General features: G+C 67.7%; 15 protein-coding genes and 1 pseudogene. 12 read left to right on the top strand and 4 right to left on the bottom strand.

Annotated elements, in window-relative coordinates; all coding sequences use genetic code 11:
• Window positions 1-134: 134 nt before the first annotated feature.
• Entirely contained in the window at window positions 135-914 is a 780-nt protein-coding gene (locus QN347_RS16125; RefSeq protein WP_322160588.1) for a MerR family transcriptional regulator, read from the bottom strand.
• Window positions 915-985: 71 nt separating this feature from the next.
• Entirely contained in the window at window positions 986-1,828 is an 843-nt protein-coding gene (locus QN347_RS16120) for an oxidoreductase (RefSeq protein WP_322160590.1), read from the bottom strand.
• A 190-nt stretch (window positions 1,829-2,018) separates the two neighbouring features.
• Here QN347_RS16120 and QN347_RS16115 point away from each other — a divergent pair, with 190 nt between their 5' ends.
• The 4 genes from QN347_RS16115 (at window position 2,019) to QN347_RS16100 (ending at window position 7,419) form a co-directional block, all read left to right on the top strand.
• Window positions 2,019-2,699, top strand: coding sequence for a response regulator transcription factor (locus QN347_RS16115; RefSeq protein ID WP_322160592.1), 681 nt, complete (start codon window positions 2,019-2,021; stop codon window positions 2,697-2,699).
• Window positions 2,680-4,023: a HAMP domain-containing sensor histidine kinase gene (locus tag QN347_RS16110; RefSeq protein ID WP_322160594.1), complete on the top strand. Its 1,344-nt coding sequence runs from the start codon at window positions 2,680-2,682 to the stop codon at window positions 4,021-4,023. The genes QN347_RS16115 and QN347_RS16110 overlap by 20 nt, the downstream gene beginning before the upstream one ends.
• A 193-nt stretch (window positions 4,024-4,216) precedes the next feature.
• Entirely contained in the window at window positions 4,217-6,682 is a 2,466-nt protein-coding gene (locus QN347_RS16105) for a TonB-dependent receptor (RefSeq protein WP_322160595.1), read from the top strand.
• Window positions 6,683-6,705: 23 nt separating this feature from the next.
• Window positions 6,706-7,419, top strand: coding sequence for a phosphatase PAP2 family protein (locus QN347_RS16100; protein WP_322160596.1), 714 nt, complete (start codon window positions 6,706-6,708; stop codon window positions 7,417-7,419).
• Window positions 7,420-7,456: 37 nt separating this feature from the next.
• Here QN347_RS16100 and QN347_RS16095 read toward each other — a convergent pair whose 3' ends face one another.
• The gene (locus tag QN347_RS16095) at window positions 7,457-8,188 is read right to left on the bottom strand and encodes a VIT1/CCC1 transporter family protein (RefSeq protein ID WP_133190162.1); all 732 of its coding nucleotides are present in this window, start codon (window positions 8,186-8,188) and stop codon (window positions 7,457-7,459) included.
• A gap of 206 nt (window positions 8,189-8,394) precedes the next feature.
• On the opposite strand from QN347_RS16095, the gene QN347_RS16090 reads away from it, so the two are divergent.
• From QN347_RS16090 to QN347_RS16080, 3 genes are all read left to right on the top strand, one after another.
• A complete protein-coding gene (locus QN347_RS16090; protein WP_133190164.1) occupies window positions 8,395-9,072 on the top strand; it encodes a response regulator transcription factor in 678 nt (225 codons plus the stop codon).
• The gene (locus QN347_RS16085; RefSeq protein WP_322160599.1) at window positions 9,059-10,420 is read left to right on the top strand and encodes a HAMP domain-containing sensor histidine kinase; all 1,362 of its coding nucleotides are present in this window, start codon (window positions 9,059-9,061) and stop codon (window positions 10,418-10,420) included. The genes QN347_RS16090 and QN347_RS16085 overlap by 14 nt, the downstream gene beginning before the upstream one ends.
• Window positions 10,421-10,510: 90 nt before the next feature.
• Complete coding sequence (locus QN347_RS16080) at window positions 10,511-11,050, top strand: DUF3833 family protein (protein WP_322160601.1); 540 nt, start codon at window positions 10,511-10,513, stop codon at window positions 11,048-11,050.
• A gap of 99 nt (window positions 11,051-11,149) precedes the next feature.
• Here the strand turns inward: QN347_RS16080 and QN347_RS16075 are convergent, their stop codons facing one another.
• Window positions 11,150-11,404, bottom strand: coding sequence for a hypothetical protein (locus QN347_RS16075; RefSeq protein ID WP_322160603.1), 255 nt, complete (start codon window positions 11,402-11,404; stop codon window positions 11,150-11,152).
• A 174-nt stretch (window positions 11,405-11,578) separates the two neighbouring features.
• Between QN347_RS16075 and QN347_RS16070 the strand changes: the two genes are divergently transcribed.
• From QN347_RS16070 to QN347_RS16050, 5 genes and pseudogenes are all read left to right on the top strand, one after another.
• Complete coding sequence (locus QN347_RS16070) at window positions 11,579-12,283, top strand: response regulator transcription factor (RefSeq protein WP_133190172.1); 705 nt, start codon at window positions 11,579-11,581, stop codon at window positions 12,281-12,283.
• Window positions 12,280-13,614: an ATP-binding protein gene (locus tag QN347_RS16065; RefSeq protein WP_322160605.1), complete on the top strand. Its 1,335-nt coding sequence runs from the start codon at window positions 12,280-12,282 to the stop codon at window positions 13,612-13,614. Before QN347_RS16070 ends, QN347_RS16065 begins: the two co-directional genes overlap by 4 nt.
• 225 nt (window positions 13,615-13,839) lie before the next feature.
• The gene (locus QN347_RS16060; protein WP_133190174.1) at window positions 13,840-14,535 is read left to right on the top strand and encodes a carbonic anhydrase; all 696 of its coding nucleotides are present in this window, start codon (window positions 13,840-13,842) and stop codon (window positions 14,533-14,535) included.
• Window positions 14,536-14,552: 17 nt separating this feature from the next.
• Complete coding sequence (locus QN347_RS16055) at window positions 14,553-16,031, top strand: SulP family inorganic anion transporter (RefSeq protein ID WP_165954579.1); 1,479 nt, start codon at window positions 14,553-14,555, stop codon at window positions 16,029-16,031.
• 334 nt (window positions 16,032-16,365) lie between these two features.
• Window positions 16,366-16,674, top strand: a pseudogene (locus tag QN347_RS16050) (TorF family putative porin); the annotation flags it as partial.
• Window positions 16,675-16,746 lie beyond the last annotated feature (72 nt).

The following is a 16,746-nucleotide window of genomic DNA, read 5'->3' as shown; positions in this document are numbered from 1 at the left end:
CCCCCCCCCCCCCACCGCCCCCCCCGGGGGTGGGCCGGGGGCCCCCGGGGCGGGGGCCCCTCCCCGGGCCGGCCGCGCGGCCGGGTGGACCCCGGCACGAGGCCGGGGTGACGGTCAGGAGTGGCGTTTGGGACTCAGACGGCCTGCGCCTTGCGCGCGACCATCGCCTGCTGGATGAAACCGAACACGACGGCGTCGAAGCCGGGATCGGCCTCGTGCTGCCATTCGTCCATCCGCTGGTACATCGCATTTACCCTCGACCGCATCGCGGGCGTCGCGACCGCTTCGAACGGCGCGAGCAACGCCTGCCACTCGTCGAGAAAGCGCTGCGCCGCATCGCTCTCGGGCGCGAGCGGCAGCGCCGCCTTGATCCGCCCGCCGAGATCGGCCCATTGCGCGGCATAGGCGGTAGGATCGTATTCGCGCGGCATCGCGCGCGCCGTCTCGGCAAACGCGGCTTTCTCCTCGGGCGTGAAGAAGCGGTCGGTCACCAAATCCCATTGATCGTGCGTCATCACTCGGTCTCCATTCTGGATCAGCGAGCAGAAGGTCGCGACATCGATGGGCTCGCTACGCTCGATGCGGGACTGGACGGTGAGCAGCAGCGCGCGCGCCGCGGCAATGTCGTCGGCTTGCGCCGAGAGCGCGGCGAGTTGCGCCGCGACGATCCGCGCGAGCGAAACGGGCCCGTCGCGGGTGAAGCGCTCGATTTGCGCGAGCGTAAGCCCGGCGCGCTTGAGCGTCACGATCTGATGAACGCGCTCGAGCTCGGCCGCGCCGTAGAAGCGCCGCCCCGACGCCGAGCGCAGCGGCCGTACCAGCCCGCGCGCTTCGTAGAAGCGCAGCGCGCGCGTCGTCAGGCCGGTGCGGCGGGCGACATCGCTGATGTCGAGCGAGGGCGGTAGATCGGGCATGCCGACGCTATGCCGCTTGACGCTGCGTCAACCGCAAGCGGTTTTTTACGGAGCGCCCAAAGTCGGGGCGATCAGCTCGGAAAATCGGTCCCGATGCTCGTCGCTTCCCCCGCCTCGATTTCGGCGAGCGTTTCGCGCAGCTTCTTGGTCACCGCGTCATAGCCCCATTTGCCGAGCACGAGATGGCGCGGCGGATCGGCCTGTTCGGTGAGCGCGATCATCGCGGTCGCGGCCCGTGCTGGATCGCCGGCCTGGCTGCCGCTGCCCTCGGACGTCCCCGCCAGCCGCTTGCCCGCAGTTTCGGCATAGGCCTCGATCGCCACCGGCGTCTGCTTGAGCGAGCGCCCGGCCCAGTCGGTGCGGAACGGCCCGGGCTCGACGCACGTCACCTTGATGCCGATCGGCGCGCCCTCGGCGCGCAAAGCGTCGGAGAAGCCTTCGACCGCGTGCTTGCTCGCGGCGTAATAGCCCGAGCCCGGGAAGCCAGCGAACCCGGCGACCGAGCTCAGATTGATGAAATGGCCAGACTTCCGCTCGCGCATTCCAGGAAGGACGGCGCGGGTCAGCGCGAACAGGCCGAAGACGTTGGCCTCGAACTGCGCGCGGATCTCGGCATCCTCGCCTTCCTCGATCGACGCCTGATAGCCATAGCCGGCATTGTTCACGAGAACGTCGATCGCACCGAAGCGCTCGGTAGAGGCCGTGACCGCCGCCGCGATCTGCCCGGCATCGGCCATGTCGAGCGCCAGCGCGAGCACGCGGTCCTCGGCACCCTCCGCCAGATCGGCCACGCGCGCGGCGTCGCGCGCGGTCGCGACGAGCCGCCAGCCCCGCGCGAGCACTTGTTGCGCGAGCTCACGCCCGAAGCCGGTCGAGCAGCCGGTGACGAACCAGACGGGGGTATCGGAGGCCATGCGCAATTCCTTGATCGGGGTCGGCGGGATCGGCGCGCGCGTGTCACGCGCTCCGCGCTCGGTCTGGTCAAGACGCCTGACGCGGCGAAGCGATCCCTGCGCGTCACCCGCGGGTCGGGCGGACCGACCGTCACGAAGGTTTCACACTTGCGGCGGATGGCGGTGCTTTCCTCTGTCCAAGGTAACAACGGTGGCGACGGTCCTGGTGGTCGAGGACGATCCCAAATCGGCGGACGCGATCTGCGCGATCCTCGCCGAGGAGGGCTTGCGCGTGACGACGGTGCAAGACGGCGCCGCGGCGTTCCTTCAGGCGAAGGACCAGGATTTCGACGCGATCGTGCTCGACCGGATGCTGCCTGGCGGGATCGACGGAGTCGGCGTGCTCGACATGTTGCGCAAGGCCGGCATTCGCACCCCGGTGCTGATCCTCAGCGCACTTTCGGCCTTGGAAGAGCGCGTACGGGGCTTGCGCGCCGGGGGCGACGATTATCTCGCCAAGCCGTTCGAGCCGCTCGAGCTCGCCGCGCGCGTGATGGCGCTGATCCGCCGGCGCGTGGCGGAGACCTCGTCGATCAGCCTCGAGCAGGGGCGCGTGCGGATCGACCTGATCGCGCGCGAGGCGTGGGTCGACGGCCAGAAGATCGAACTGCAGGCGCGCGAGCTGCAATTGCTCGCCTATCTCGTGCGGCACCACGATCGGCCCGTCAGCCGCGCGATGATCTTCGAGGACGTGTGGGGCTATCGCTACGATCAGCGCACCAACGTCATCGACGTCCATGTCACGCGGCTGCGGCGCAAGATCGAGCGCGGCGACCTGCCGCCGCTGATCGAGACCGTGAGGGGGACCGGCTATGTCTTTCGCAGCGCTTGAACGCTGGCGCCGCAGTTCGAGCGTCCGCGTCGCGATCCTCTTCCTGCTGCTGTTCGGTGCGGCGGCGACCAGCCTGCTCGGTTTCGTGCATGATCGCGCGATCGCGCATTTCAATGCGCAGACCGACGAATGGCTCGCGCGCGAAATCGTGCGGATGAAGACGCAGACCGATCGCGCCGGGGCGACCGAACGCGTCGCGCGGCATAACCGCTCGGACGTTCATCATCTGCGCCCCTTCGGCCTGTTCGATCCGAGCGGACGCTGGCTCGCCGGCGCGCCGCGCGCGCTCCCCGTCGGGCATCCCGACGAGCTGCCGTTCGACCTGACCAGCGTGACGCCGCGCGGCGAAGTCGATCTTCGCGCGATGACGCTCCGGCTGGCCACCGGCGATCGCTTCCTCGTCGCGCAGGACCTGCAGGAATCGCGCGCCTTCGCCGCAGAAATGGTGTCGGCGATCGTGTGGGGCGGCCTCACATTGCTCGTGCTCGGGCTGTCGGGCTCGGTGCTGCTCGCCGTCTCGCAGGAACGGCGGATCCGCCAGCTGACACAGTCGCTGCACGCGATCATGGCGGGGCGGCTCGATGCGCGCCTCGCGCCCTCGAAACGCCGCGACGAACTCGACGCGCTCGCGTGCGAGGTCAATCGCATGCTCGACGAGGTCCAGCGGCTGATGCTCGAAGTGAAGGCGGCGGGCGACAATATCGCGCACGACATGCGCACACCGCTGACGCGGCTGCTCGCGCGGTTGCGCCAAGCCGATGCCGGCAACGCCAGCCCCGTGGTCATGGCCGCGGCGATCGGCGACGCGGTCGAGGAAGTGACCGGGATGATCGCGATGTTCAACGCGTTGCTGCGCATCTCGGAAATGAACGAGGGCGCGCGCCGCGAGGGCTTCCGCATGCTCGATCTCGCGCAAGTGGTGACCGATGCAACCGACTTCCACGAAGTCGCCGCGATCGAGCGCGGAGTCCGCATCCGCCGTGAGATGCCCGCCACGGTCGCGTTCGAGGGCGATGCCGATCTGCTGTTCGAGGCGGTCGGCAATCTGGTCGACAATGCGATAAAGTATACGCCGACGGGCGGCGAGATCGTCATCGGGCTCGCGGCAGGGCCGGTGCTGACCGTCGCCGACAACGGCCCCGGCATCCCGCCGGGCGAGCGCGACAAGGTCTGCGCGCGCTTCCACCGCGTCGAGGCGAGCCGCAGCCAGCCGGGGAACGGCCTCGGCCTCGCGCTGGTTTCGGCGATCGCGCAGGTCCATCGGCTCGAACTGCGGATCGGCGATGGCGCGCCCGGCTGCGTCGCCACGCTCGCCGCGGCGTGAGCGGCGCTGCATTAACTCGAATTTAGCATAGCGACTTGGGCGGGCCATCGAACCGCCACACGACCGTAACCGCGTCGGCCTAGAGGCGGGGTCAGCCAGCGGGGAAGCAACCGGGGTTCGCCACGCGATGGCGGCCCGGAAGAAGCGCAACAATCGCCTGCAGCGTCTGGCCGATCTTATTGGGGAATTTTCGATGCGCGCGACTTTCCGACAGACCCTGCTCGCCGGGGTGGCCTTGTCCGTAACTTTGCCCGGCACCGCGATGGCGAACGATACGACCGCACCCGTCGTCGCGCCTGCGCCTGCCGCGCAAGCGACGCCGGGTAGCGAGCAGACCTCGACCAGCGCGAACAGCGCGGGGCAAGCGAACGACAAGCAGTCGCTGACCTCGGCCGACATCATCGTCACCGGGTCGAAGACCGCGCAGAGCGCGCCGATCACCGTCTCGCTGACGACCACGCAGCCGCAAGCCGCAGTCAGCCGCGATTACATCGCCAACACCACCGCCACAGCCGATTTCAACGAGCTGATCGCGCTCACCCCGAGCGTGTCGATCTCGGGCGCGGGCAACGGCTATGGCCTGGGCGAGACCAAGGCGACGATCCGCGGTTTCCAGGACGGCGAATATAACGTCACTTACGATTCGATCCCCTTTGCCGACACCAACAACCCGACGCACCATTCGACCGCGTTCTTCCCGTCGAACACGATCGAGACGATCGTCGTCGATCGCGGCCCCGGCAATGCCAGCCAGCTCGGCCAGGCGACCTATGGCGGCAACATCAACATGTATTCGCGCGCCGCAAGCGAGCAGCAGAGCGCGCAGGTCGAGGGTATCGTCGGCAACTGGAACACCTTTATCGGCCGCGCCGAATTGCAGTCGGGCAGCATCGCCAAGCTCGGCGGGGCGCGGATCGTGCTGACGGGGCAGTATCTGCAGTCGGACGGCGCGCTGACCTATTCGCCGGTCGGCTCGAAGAACCTCTACGCCAAGATCGTCGCGCCGATCGGCAGCCACAACACGCTGACGATCATGAGCACGTGGAACCGCAACCATTATTACCAGTCGGACGTGCTCAAGGGCGCGACCTGCGGCAGCGCACGCGTCGGCGCCAACGGTACGACCGCGCTCGGCCCCGACGGCCAGCCGCTGACGCAGCTGACCGGCAACGATTGTGCGGTGAATTCCAACGTCGGGTTGTATGGCCGCAACTACGGGCTCGGCAACAATCCGAGCCTGCCCGACTATTGGAAATACAACCGCACCGACAAGACCAGCGATTTCTCGTACGTTCGCCTGCAGAGCGATCTCGGGTCGGGCTTCTCGCTCGACAATCGCGGGTACATGTACGGCTACACCAACAACACGCTGTCGGGGAACACCGGCTCGGTCATCAGCGGCTTCAGCGGCGCAGGCACCGCGGCCTCGCCCTACAAGACGGTGGCGGGCCAGCCGACCGACATCCTCGGCTATGACAAGCTCAACAAATATCGTGTCTTCGGCTATATCGGCCAGATCAATTACGACTTCGCGCTCGGCAAGATCCGTGTCGGCGGCTGGTACGAACATGCCGTCACCGATCGCCACCTGATCGACCTCGACCGCACCACCGGCGGCTTCAGCTTCAACGAGAAGTTCAACAACGGCAACGGCACCGCAGCGCAGCTCGCGCTGCCGCCAATCGCGCAGGCCAATCTCGCTTACGTCCAGCATTCGAACTGGAACCAGTATCAGCTGTTCGGTGAGTTCGAATTCCACCCGGTCGAAGGCCTGTCGATCACGCCGGGCGTGAAGTACGTCCATTTCGAGCGCGGCATCGCCGCCCCGGTCAACCAGAAGACGCGCCTGCCGCTCTACACCAGCCAGATCTGGACCAAGACGCTGCCGTTCGCGACGATCAACTATATGCCGACGAGCAACTGGTCGTTCTACGGCCAATATGCGCAAGGCATGTACGTCCCCGATCTGTCGAGCTTCTACTCGGCCTCGGGCACGCTCTCGACCGCGCTCGATGCGCTCAAGCCGCAGACCTCGACCAACTATCAGCTCGGCAGCGTGTGGCACGGCAACAAGGTCTCGGTCGACGTCGACGGCTACATCATCAACATCGACAACAAGATCGGCACCTGCACCACGACCGGCTGCGACCAGACGCTGCTCGTCAATATCGGCAAGGTCCGCTACAAGGGCGTCGAGGGCTCGCTCAGCTACATGCCGGTCCGTGGTCTGACGCTGTTCGGCAACGGCTCGTACAACAAGGCGCTCAGCGTGACGAGCGGCGCACAGATCGCCAAGGCGCCCTTCTCGACCGCGGCGGGCGGCTTCATCTATCGCAATGCGGGCTTCCGCCTGTCGTTCGACCAGAAGTTCACCGGTCCCCAATATGCCAGCGAATATAACGGCAGCCCCGGCTACCGCCTGTATCGCATCCGCCCGTACAGCATCGGCGAATTCGCGATCAGCCAGGAATTCAAGGGCGGGCTGCGGCTCGGCGTCACGGTCAACAACGTGTTCAACAGCCGCGCGGTGACCGCGATCTCGACCAGCGCGAGCGGCGCGCCGGTCACTGCCGGCTTCCAGAGCGGTTACGGTCAGCTCGACCAGTTCAGCTATTTGCCGCCGCGCTCGTTCCTGGCTTCGGCCCGGATCAAGTTCTGATCGCTTCGAGCAAGGACAAGACGATGCAGAAGCTTCTGGGTTCGGCGCTGGCGGTACTGGCGCTGGGGATGATCGGGTCGGCCGGAATGGCTGCCCCGCACGCCTTCCACTATCTCGCGGCGCCCGATTTCGCGCCGAGTGCGGTGCTCCCCGCCCCGCCCGCGCCGGGATCGGTGCAGGAGCAGAGCGAACTCGCGCAGCTGCGCACGCTGATCGCGGCGGCGCCGGCCGAACGGCTCGCGCGCGCGCGGTTCGACGACGGCAACGAGACCCCGGCGCTGTTCGATCGCACGCTCGGCGTCGAGCTCGAGAAATACCCGCTGACTTGGGCGCTGCTGCGCGACGTGCAGGCGGAAGCCGAGGCGGCGGTCAGCTTGAGCAAGGCCTATTTCCATCGCACGCGGCCTTATGGGATCGACCCGACGCTGCCCAATTGCGCCAAGAAGACGATCGGCAAGCCCGCCACTTCCTATCCGAGCGGCCACGCCATCCTCGGCTATTCGGCGGGCTTCGTGCTCGCGCGGCTGATCAAGGGCCGCTCGTCAGAGATCTTCGATCGCGCCGCCGATTATGCGATGAGCCGCGAATTGTGCGGCGTCCATTTCGCAAGCGACCTCGATGCGAGCCACACGCTCGGCACGCTCGTCGCAAGCGCGCTGCTGGCCAATCCCGCGTTCCGCGCGAAGTTCGAGGCGGCGCACGCCGAACTGCTCGCGGCGCACGTCGCCGGGGCCTGAGCGAAGCAGGCAGCGCGACTGCCCGCAGCCTATACGCTCAGCCGACCGTCGTGTGGAACACGTGCCCGACGCCCGCGGTAACCGCCATCGCGATCGATCCCCACACCATCACGCGGACCACGCCGGGCAGGATCGGCGCCCCGCCGGTCCGCGCCCCCGCTGCGCCGAGCACCCCGAGCGTCAACACCGCGACGATCGCGATCGCCCACAGGATCATGCTCGCGGGCACGAGCAACGCGGTCAGCACCGGCGGCAAGCCACCGGCGAGGAAGCATGCGGCCGAGGCGACCGCCGCCTGGAGCGGATTGGCGGTCGAGGTGTCGGTGATACCGAGCTCGTCGCGGGTATGCGCCTCGAGCGCGTCATGCTCGCTCAGCGCCGCGACCACCTCGACCGCGAGCGCCTTGGGCAGGCCGCGCTTCATGTAGATCGCCGCGAGTTCACGCTGTTCGTGCTCGGGATTGGCCTCGAGCTCGAGCCGTTCGCGCTCGATATCGGCCTTTTCCGAATCCGCCTGCGAGCTGACCGAGACATATTCGCCCGCCGCCATCGACATCGCCCCCGCGACGATCCCCGCGACGCCGGTCAGGATGATCTGCGACGTTCCCGCAGCGGCGGCGGCAACGCCGACCATCAGGCTCGACGTCGACAATAGCCCGTCATTGGCGCCGAGCACCGCCGCGCGCAGCCAGCCGATCCGCGTAACATAATGCGATTCGCCATGCGCCTTATCGGCGCGCTCCTGTGCGGTTGCTTCGAGCAAACTCATCGAACGCCTTTCCAATAGCCGATCCCCGTCCGAATCGCCCGATCCGGCCGTACCGCGCCGATCACGTACCCGTAAGCCCCTTTGCACGTCGGTACGTTTCACAATCCGCAGCACACGCCCCGCCGGCAGCGAGTCCGGCACCACAGCGCGGAGTCTGAACCGCAATTCAGTTGACGCCCGCCACCCCCCGCGCCGAACACGCGTGCGTGACTCGCATCCTCCTCCTCGAAGACGATATCGGCACCGCGACCGAGATAACGCTCGAGCTCGTGGCGAACGGCTATGCGGTGACGCACCGGCTCCTCGTATCCGAAGGGTTGGCTGCGGCGCACGAGGAGGCGATCGACTTGCTGATCGTCGACCGCCAGTTGCCCGATGGCGACGGGCTCGAACTCATTGCCGCGCTCCGCCGGAGCGGTCGCCGGACGCCGGCACTGGTGCTCAGCGCGCTCGGCAGCCTCGATGATCGCGTGCGCGGGTTGCGCGCGGGCGGCGACGACTATCTGCCCAAGCCCTTCGCGCTGGTCGAGCTGATCGCCCGCGTCGAGGCGCTGCTGCGCCGCCCCAACGAGACGCGCGATACGCGGCTGATTGCCGGGCCGCTCGACCTCGACTTGCTCGCCGGCGTCGCCACGCGCGCCGGTCGCGCGCTAGAGCTGCTGCCGCGCGAATTGAAGCTGCTCGACTATCTGGTGCGGCGCCCGGGCCGCATCGTGACGCGCTCGATGTTGTTGCAGGATGTATGGGGCTATACGTTCGAGCCCAACAGCAACGTGGTCGATGTCCATATCGGCCGGCTGCGGCGCAAGGTCGATGCCGAGGGCGAGCCGCAGCTCATCCGCAACGTTCGCGGACAAGGATATATCTTCGATGTTCCTGGCTGACCCGCGCGTCCGTGCGACGTGGCGCTGGGGCGGTGCGATCGCGGTGTTGCTGATCGTCCAGTCGGTAGTGCTGTCGGGGCTGTTCTGGCTGCTCGCCTCGAACAGCCACCGCCATTCGGCCGAGGCCGCGTTCCAGGCCGATTGCCGGACGGTCGGCGCGCTGCACGATCCCGAACGCCATGCCGCCTTGCGCCGGATGATCGCCGAGGACATCCACCGCGATCGCTTCCTCGCTTTGTTCGACCGGAACCGGCGGCTGCTCGACGGGAATGTCGCCGCGATCCCGCCGGGGGTCATCGTCGGTCGCGGCTCGACGATCGCGACCGTGGTGCCGACGCAATTGCCCGGCAAGACCAGCGACGTCGCGCGGCTCGCGCTGTGCGCAATGCCCGACGGTGATCTGCTGCTCACCGGGATCGACCTCGATGAAGCCGAAGAGGCGCTCCGCGTCGTCGAGCGATCGCTGATCATCGGGCTCGCACTCGGGCTGGTGCTCGCAGTCGGCGTCGGATTGATCGCGGGCCGCCGTGCCGCGCGCCAAGTCGACAGCGTACGGGAATTGACCGAGGCGATCGTCGCAGGCGATCTCGACGTGCGGCTTGCGGTCGGCGCGCGGCCCGACAGTTTCGAGCTGCTGTGCGCGCACATCAACACGATGCTCGACCGGTTGCAGGTGCTCGTCTCCGATGTGCGCGTCATCGGCGACGACATCGCGCACCAGCTTCGCACGCCGCTCACGCGACTGCGCGCGCGGATCGAGCGCGGCTTGCGCGAGGCGGGCGATCGCCCCGCGTTCGAGCAAGTGGCCGAGGCCGCGCTCGCCGAGATCGACACGCTGCTCGGCATCGTCGCGGCACTGCTGCGCGTCCGCGAGCTCGAGAACACTGCACGGCGCAGCCGCTTCGCGACGATCGACCTCGCGCACCTCGTCGGCGACGCGTGCGAACTTCACACGCCGACCGCCGAGGATCGCGGTATCACGCTCGAGTGCGCGATCGAGCCCGCGCCCGCAGTCGAGGGCGATGCGAGCTTGCTGATCGAAGCGGTGTCCAATCTGATCGACAATGCGATGAAGTTCGGCCCTGCCGGCGGCACCGTCCGCGTCACGCTCCGTCGTGAGGGCGAGGCCGCGGTGATCACCGTCGCCGATGACGGCGCGGGCGTCGCGCCGGCCGAGCGCGCGCTCGTCACGCAGCGTTTCTATCGCGGGCGGCATGAGTGCGAGGGGGCTGGACTCGGCCTCAGCCTCGTCAAGGCGATCGTCGATTTGCACGGCTTCACGCTGCAATTCGCCGACCAGGGGAGCGCGGTGTCGCTCGTTTGCCGCCCAACCGCGCGACTGAACTAGAATTTAGAGAGCCAATGCGCGTTTCGTCCGTTGTCGCGGGCGTAGCGCCGTGGACGCCTTGTCCTGCGCCGCGTTGAAAGGGCGACACGCATGACCATTTTCGATCGAGCCCGGCGGCATGGCATCGCACCGCTTGGTGCGCTGATCGCCGGCCTCGCCCTCGCCGGCTGCGTGTCCACGACGCATGTCGCAAGCGCACCGGCGCCGCGCTTCGATGCGGTGGCGTTCTTTGCGGGGCGCAGCGAAGGCAAGGGCGTGCTCAAGATCGCGCTGCACCGGCCTGCCACCACGCTGGTCGAGGGCAATGGCCGCGTTACCGACGATGGCAGCATCGTGCTCGATCAGACGGTGCGGCGGCAAGGCAAGCCCGCGACGCAGCGCCAATGGGTGCTGCATCCGGTCGGCACCGATCGCTATACGGGGACGCTCAGCGACGCGGTCGGCCCGGTCGACGGGCGTGTCGACGGCTCTGTGCTGCACTTGCGCTTCGCGATGAAAGGCGGGTTGCAGGCGGAGCAGTTCCTCGCGCTTCAGCCGGGCGGAACGGTCGCGCAAAACGTGATGATCGTCCGCAAGCTGGGCGTGGCCGTAGCGCGCCTCGACGAAACGATTACGCGGCTCGGGCGCTGAACGCGCCCGAGCGGTTTGCATCCTCTGCCAGTGGCACTCGTCTGCGCGAGGCCTTGGTGGCTTGCATGACCGGCCCTCCTGGCGGCGGGCCCGGTCGCATCAATTGGCCGCGGCGAGCACGGTCTTGGCGGCCGGTGCCGCCTTGGCGGCAGCAACCGCGCTGCGATCGTCGCAACGGACAAGCGCGGGCGACTGGACGGTCTTGCCGGCCGGGGTATGGACGTGCTGGACGGTGCAACCCTGCTTGAGCGCGTCGCTGACTTGCTGCGGGCTGTGCGCCAGGCGATTGGCGAGCGCGGGCGTTGCAATGAGAGCGGGGGCGATGAGCGCGGCGGCGAGAATGGTGCGGAACATGGGAGATTTCCTCGAAGGGACACTGACACCCAAATACGCGCGCAACCTTGCTCGCGCCGTTCGCCGCGATGACAAAGTGTTTCTGGCACAATCGGGTGCCACGCCGGATTTGACCCCCCTCCAGCCCTCGCCTACCTCACTGCAGCAATGTCTGTAACCGACCCCACCCCGCTCATGCCGACCATCGTCCTGGTCGAGGACGACCCGCATCTGCGTATGCTGACGACGCGCGCGCTGCAGGAAAACGGCTACACCGTCCGCCCCGCCTCGACCGCGCCCGAAATGTGGCTGGCGATCGACCAGGGGCCGGTCGATCTGGTGCTGCTCGACATCATGCTGCCGGGGACGAGCGGGATCGATCTGTGCCGCGCGATCCGCCAGAAAAGCGACGTGCCGATCATCTTCGTCTCGGCCAAGGGATCGGAGACCGACCGCGTCATCGGGCTCGAGCTCGGCGCCGACGATTACATCGCCAAGCCGTTCGGCACGCGCGAATTGCTCGCGCGCGTCCGCGCGGTGCTCCGTCGCGGCGGCGTCGAGCGTCAGGCGACGCCGCGCGACAATGGGATGCTGCGGTTCGACGGTTGGTCGGTCAATTTGCCGCGCCGCGAATTGCTGTCGCCGACGGGTGCGCTGGTCGATCTGACCGGCGCCGAGTTCGACCTGCTCGTCACGCTGTGCGACCATAGCGGCCGCGTGATCGCGCGCGAGCGGCTGATCGAGCTCTCGCGCACGCGGCTCGGCGACAGTTCGGACCGCAGCATCGACGTGCTCGTCAGCCGGCTGCGGCGCAAGCTGTCGAGCACCGGCGTCGATGCGCCGATCGCGACGGTGCGTGGCATCGGCTATATGTTCAGCGCCCCCGTGACGCGCGATTGAGCGCGGCGCTGCGCCGGCACCTCCACACCCCGGCCGGCCTGATCGGCCAGATCTTCGCGATCCTCCTGCTCGCGATGATCCTCGAATTCGGTGTGTCGACGGTGCTCTATGAACGCGCGAGCCAATTCTCGGTGCGTGACGACGAGGCGCGGCGGCTTGCCGAGCATCTCGTCATCGCGCGCAAATTGCTCGACGAGCAGGTACCCGCCGCACGCCCGCTGCTCGCGCGCGAGCTGACCACCAGCCGCTACGAAATCGAGTGGGCGCCAGCGCTCGCCCCGCCGCCGCCGCTCGCGCCGTCGCTCGACCGGATGTACCGCCAGGTGATCGGCTGGGAGCCCGATCTCGCGCATGCCGATCTGCGGCTCAACCTCGCCTCGCCCGGGCGCAATGCGGTGACCGCGGGCGGCGTGACGCTCGCCGACCGCAGCTGGATGCGCTTCCACACGCGCCAGCCGATCCACCAGGCCAATCTGTCGAGCGAACGCATCATCCTGGCGATGATCCCGGCGGGCGCCTTGCTGCTGATGGGCGGTCTGTTCATCCGCCGCACGCTGCTCCCCTTGCGCCGGCTTGCGCTCGCCGCCGACGCGGTCGGCAGCGGGAGCGACCGCGACGAAGCGGTGCCCGAGGCCGGCCCGAGCGAAGTGCGCCGTGTGATCGGCGCGTTCAACCGGATGCACGCGCGAATCTATCAGCTGATCGCCGACCGGACGCAGGCGCTTGCCGCGGTCGGGCACGACCTGCGCACCCCGCTCGCACGGCTGCGGATGCGCGCCGATGCGATCTCGGACGAGGCGTTGCGCGACGCGGTCGAGGCCGATGTGCTCGAAATGGACGCGATGGTCGCCTCGCTGCTCGCCTATCTCGGCGGCGAGGGCGAGAGCGAGCCGCGCGTCGCGATCGATCTCGCGGTGCTGTGCGAAACGGTGTGCGACGACGTCAGCGATCGCGGGCGCGAAGCGGTGTACACCGGCCCCGACCATCTCGAACTGTCGGTGCGACCCGTCACGCTCAAGCGCGCGATCGTCAACCTCGTCGAGAATGCGCTGCATTACGGCGAGCGCGTCTTCCTGACGCTGCTGCGCGACGGCAGCAGCGTGGTGATCCGGATCGAGGATGACGGACCCGGCATTCCGGCGGCATCGCTGGCGCGCGTGCTCGAGCCTTTCGTGCGGCTCGACACGGCGCGCGCGCGCGACACGATCGGGCTCGGGCTCGGCCTGTCGATCGTGGCGCGCGTGGTGGCGGAGCATGAGGGGATGCTGAGCCTGTCCAACCGGCCCGAGGGCGGGTTGCGCGCGGAGATCGCGCTGCCGGCGGTTTCTTAGACCCAACCGTCACCCCGGCCTTGTGCCGGGGCCCACCGTGCCGCGCACCTTGCGGCTGACAGCGCGCGTGTCCCGGTGGACCCCGGCACAAGGCCGGGGTGACGGAGAATGGGTCGCCTGCGCCCGAGCAATCATTCGTAACGGACCCGCCGCGTCGCAGCAAAACACGCCGGCTAAATGCTGTCCTGACCCCGTTCCCCCACGGGTACCTCAAGGAGCAGAGTCATGAACGACCTCATCGGACGCGTCCTCAGTTTCGAGAAAGCCGTCTTTCCCGACCAGAGCGCTCTTTATGCAAAGCTCGCGCAGCACGGCCAGAGCCCCAAGGCCCTGATGATCTCGTGCGCCGACTCGCGCGTCGTCCCCGAACATATCATGCAGGCCGAGCCGGGCGATCTGTTCGTCTGCCGCAACGCCGGCAACATCGTCCCGCCGTCGTCGTCGCAAATGGGCGGCGTGTCGTCGACCGTCGAATATGCCGTGTCGGCGCTCGGCGTGCGCGACATCATCATCTGCGGCCATTCGGACTGTGGTGCGATGAAGGCGCTGATGAACCCCGAGATGCTGAACGGCATGCCCAACGTCGCCGCCTGGCTTCGCCACAGCCACGCCGCCGAATGCGTCGTGCGCCAGGGCTATCCCGAGCTGACCAACGAGGAAGGCGTCCGCGCCGCAGCGCTCGAGAACGTCGTCGTCCAGCTCCAGCATCTGCGCACGCATCCCTCGGTCGCCGCGGGTATCGCGCGCGGCGAGATTTCGCTGCACGGCTGGTTCTTCGACATCGGCGCCGGCGCGATGTACGCGCTCGACGGCGCAACGGGTCGCTTCGCGCAGATCCAGGCGGACGAGCCGCTCCCGGTCGCCCACGCCGCGCAGCGCCACCGCGCTTCGGACGTCGAGTATCTGGAAGCCGCAGAGTGAAACTCCCGTCGCTGAGCATGATGGGGCGCGATTTCACCGCCTCGATCGTCGTGTTCCTGGTCGCGATGCCCCTGTGTATGGGCATCGCGATCGCGTCGGGCGTGCCGCCTGAAAAGGGCCTGATCACCGGCATCATCGGTGGTCTCGTCGTCGGCATGTTCGCGGGTTCGCCGCTCCAGGTCAGCGGCCCTGCCGCGGGCCTCGCGGTGATCGTGTTCGAACTCGTCCGCGATCAGGGCCTGTCAGCCCTTGGACCGATCCTGATCCTGGCCGGAGCGATTCAGGTCGTGGCCGGCATCTTCCGTCTCGGCGGCTGGTTCCGCGCGATCTCGCCCGCGGTGGTGCACGGCATGCTCGCGGGCATCGGTGTGCTGATCGTGGTCGGTCAGTTCCACGTGATGTTCGATGAAAAGCCGCTCCCGAGTGGCCTCAAGAACCTCGCGGCTGTCCCCGGCCGCCTGTTCGGCCTGTCGAGCGACATCGGCACGACCGAAGTCGCGATCGCGCTCGCGATCTTCACCTTGCTCGTGATGCTCGGCTGGGAGAAGTTCCGGCCAAAGGCGCTGCGGCTCGTGCCGGGCGCGTTGCTCGGCGTCGTCGCGGCAACGCTCGTCGCTTGGCTCTCGGGTATCGATGTCGCGCGCGTCGCGGTGCCGCAGAACATCGCCGGCGCGATCAGCCTGCCCGGCGCCGACTTCCTCACGCGTTTCCTTGACCCTGCGGTGATCGGCGCGGCGCTTGCCATCGCCTTCATCGCGAGTGCCGAGACGCTGCTTTCGGCAGCAGCGGTCGACCGCATGCATGACGGCGTGCGCACCGACTATAACAAGGAACTGCGCGCGCAGGGCATCGGCAACCTCCTGTGCGGTTTCGCCGGGTCGCTGCCGATGACGGGCGTGATCGTGCGCAGCTCGGCCAACGTCCAGGCGGGCGCGACGTCGCGGCTGTCAACGATCCTCCACGGCGCGTGGATCCTTGGCTTCGTCGCGCTGCTGCCGTGGCTGCTGCGCGAGATTCCGATGGCGGCGCTCGGTGCGGTGCTGGTGCTGACCGGCTGGCGGCTGGTCAATTTCAGCCATGCCAAGCATCTGTTCAAGGATCACGGGCTGCTGCCGGTGGTGATCTGGGCAGTGACGCTGCTGCTGGTCGTGACGCAGGATCTGCTGACCGGCGTGCTGGTCGGGATCGGGCTGTCCTTGCTCGAACTGATCCCGGTGCTGCGCAACCTCCGCCTCAAGGTGGTGCGTGTCGAGAATGACGGACACGAGACCGTCCATCTCGCGGGTGCCGCGACCTTCCTGACGCTGCCCAAGCTGTCGGGTGCGCTCGATGCCGTGCCCGAGGGTGCCCCGATGCGGCTCGACATGAGCCAGCTTTCGTCGGCGGACCACACGACGGCAGAGTTGCTCAAGGAATGGCTCGCACGCCGCCGTGCGGCGGGTGGCCAGGTCGAAGTCTATGGCGCTTCCGAACGGCTGACCAAACAGACCGCGTAACGCCAGCGAATCCTCCCTTCGGGGAGGAACATAGGGGTGGGGCATCTCTCCCCCGAGACCGACCCCCCAGGTACGCCTCACCCCAACCCCTCCCCTCACCGGGAGGGGTTTTTTTGTGCGCTGCCGCATCGAGCAACAGTTCGTTACGATCGAGCAAGGAAGCAGCAGCACAGCGCGCATAAAAAAATGAGGTCCCGGCCGATCGCCGCCCCATCGCTTCCCGTTTGGAGAAGCGCTAGCGGTGAGATGCGGCGGCGGTCGGGGCAGCAGGCGGGACCCGATCGACCGTTTTCAGGGGGTTCCAGTGAAGATCTATTCCACCATCGCGGCAGCCATGCTGACCGCTATCGCCACGCCAGCGTTCGCCGACGAGACCGATCCGCCACCGCCGATCGTGCTGTCGGGTTCGGTCGCGATCGTGTCGGACTATCGTTTCCGCGGCGTCTCGCAGAGCGACAAGGAAGCCGCGATCCAGGGCGGCATTTCCGCCACGCACAAGAGCGGCCTGTATGTCGGCACTTGGGCGTCCAACCTGGCCGGTTGGGGCACCTTTGGCGGCGCCAATATGGAGCTCGATTTGTACGGCGGCTACAAGCGTAGCCTTGGCGGCGGTACCGCGGTCGATGTCGGGCTGACGTGGTATAGCCTGACTCATTGAGGAGCCGGAAAAGAGGTTGCGTTGTGGTCCGGAAGCGATTCATGTTCCAACATGATC

This window comes from Sphingomonas sp. 10B4 (assembly GCF_035019905.1).
In the GTDB taxonomy this organism is placed as follows: domain Bacteria; phylum Pseudomonadota; class Alphaproteobacteria; order Sphingomonadales; family Sphingomonadaceae; genus Sphingomonas; species Sphingomonas glacialis.
This window is presented reverse-complemented; position numbering and strand designations above follow the sequence as displayed.

Bases quoted from the DNA above. Each gene is read 5' to 3' on its own strand.
- QN347_RS16085 (WP_322160599.1), top strand. From the start codon at position 9,059: ATGTTCCTGGCTGACCCGCGCGTCCGTGCGACGTGGCGCTGGGGCGGT.
- QN347_RS16060 (WP_133190174.1), top strand. From the start codon at position 13,840: ATGAACGACCTCATCGGACGCGTCCTCAGTTTCGAGAAAGCCGTCTTT.
- QN347_RS16105 (WP_322160595.1), top strand. From the start codon at position 4,217: ATGCGCGCGACTTTCCGACAGACCCTGCTCGCCGGGGTGGCCTTGTCC.
- QN347_RS16100 (WP_322160596.1), top strand. From the start codon at position 6,706: ATGCAGAAGCTTCTGGGTTCGGCGCTGGCGGTACTGGCGCTGGGGATG.
- QN347_RS16110 (WP_322160594.1), top strand. From the start codon at position 2,680: ATGTCTTTCGCAGCGCTTGAACGCTGGCGCCGCAGTTCGAGCGTCCGC.
- QN347_RS16080 (WP_322160601.1), top strand. From the start codon at position 10,511: ATGACCATTTTCGATCGAGCCCGGCGGCATGGCATCGCACCGCTTGGT.
- QN347_RS16070 (WP_133190172.1), top strand. From the start codon at position 11,579: ATGCCGACCATCGTCCTGGTCGAGGACGACCCGCATCTGCGTATGCTG.
- QN347_RS16125 (WP_322160588.1), bottom strand. From the start codon at position 914: ATGCCCGATCTACCGCCCTCGCTCGACATCAGCGATGTCGCCCGCCGC.
- QN347_RS16055 (WP_165954579.1), top strand. From the start codon at position 14,553: ATGATGGGGCGCGATTTCACCGCCTCGATCGTCGTGTTCCTGGTCGCG.
- QN347_RS16095 (WP_133190162.1), bottom strand. From the start codon at position 8,188: ATGAGTTTGCTCGAAGCAACCGCACAGGAGCGCGCCGATAAGGCGCAT.
- QN347_RS16120 (WP_322160590.1), bottom strand. From the start codon at position 1,828: ATGGCCTCCGATACCCCCGTCTGGTTCGTCACCGGCTGCTCGACCGGC.
- QN347_RS16075 (WP_322160603.1), bottom strand. From the start codon at position 11,404: ATGTTCCGCACCATTCTCGCCGCCGCGCTCATCGCCCCCGCTCTCATT.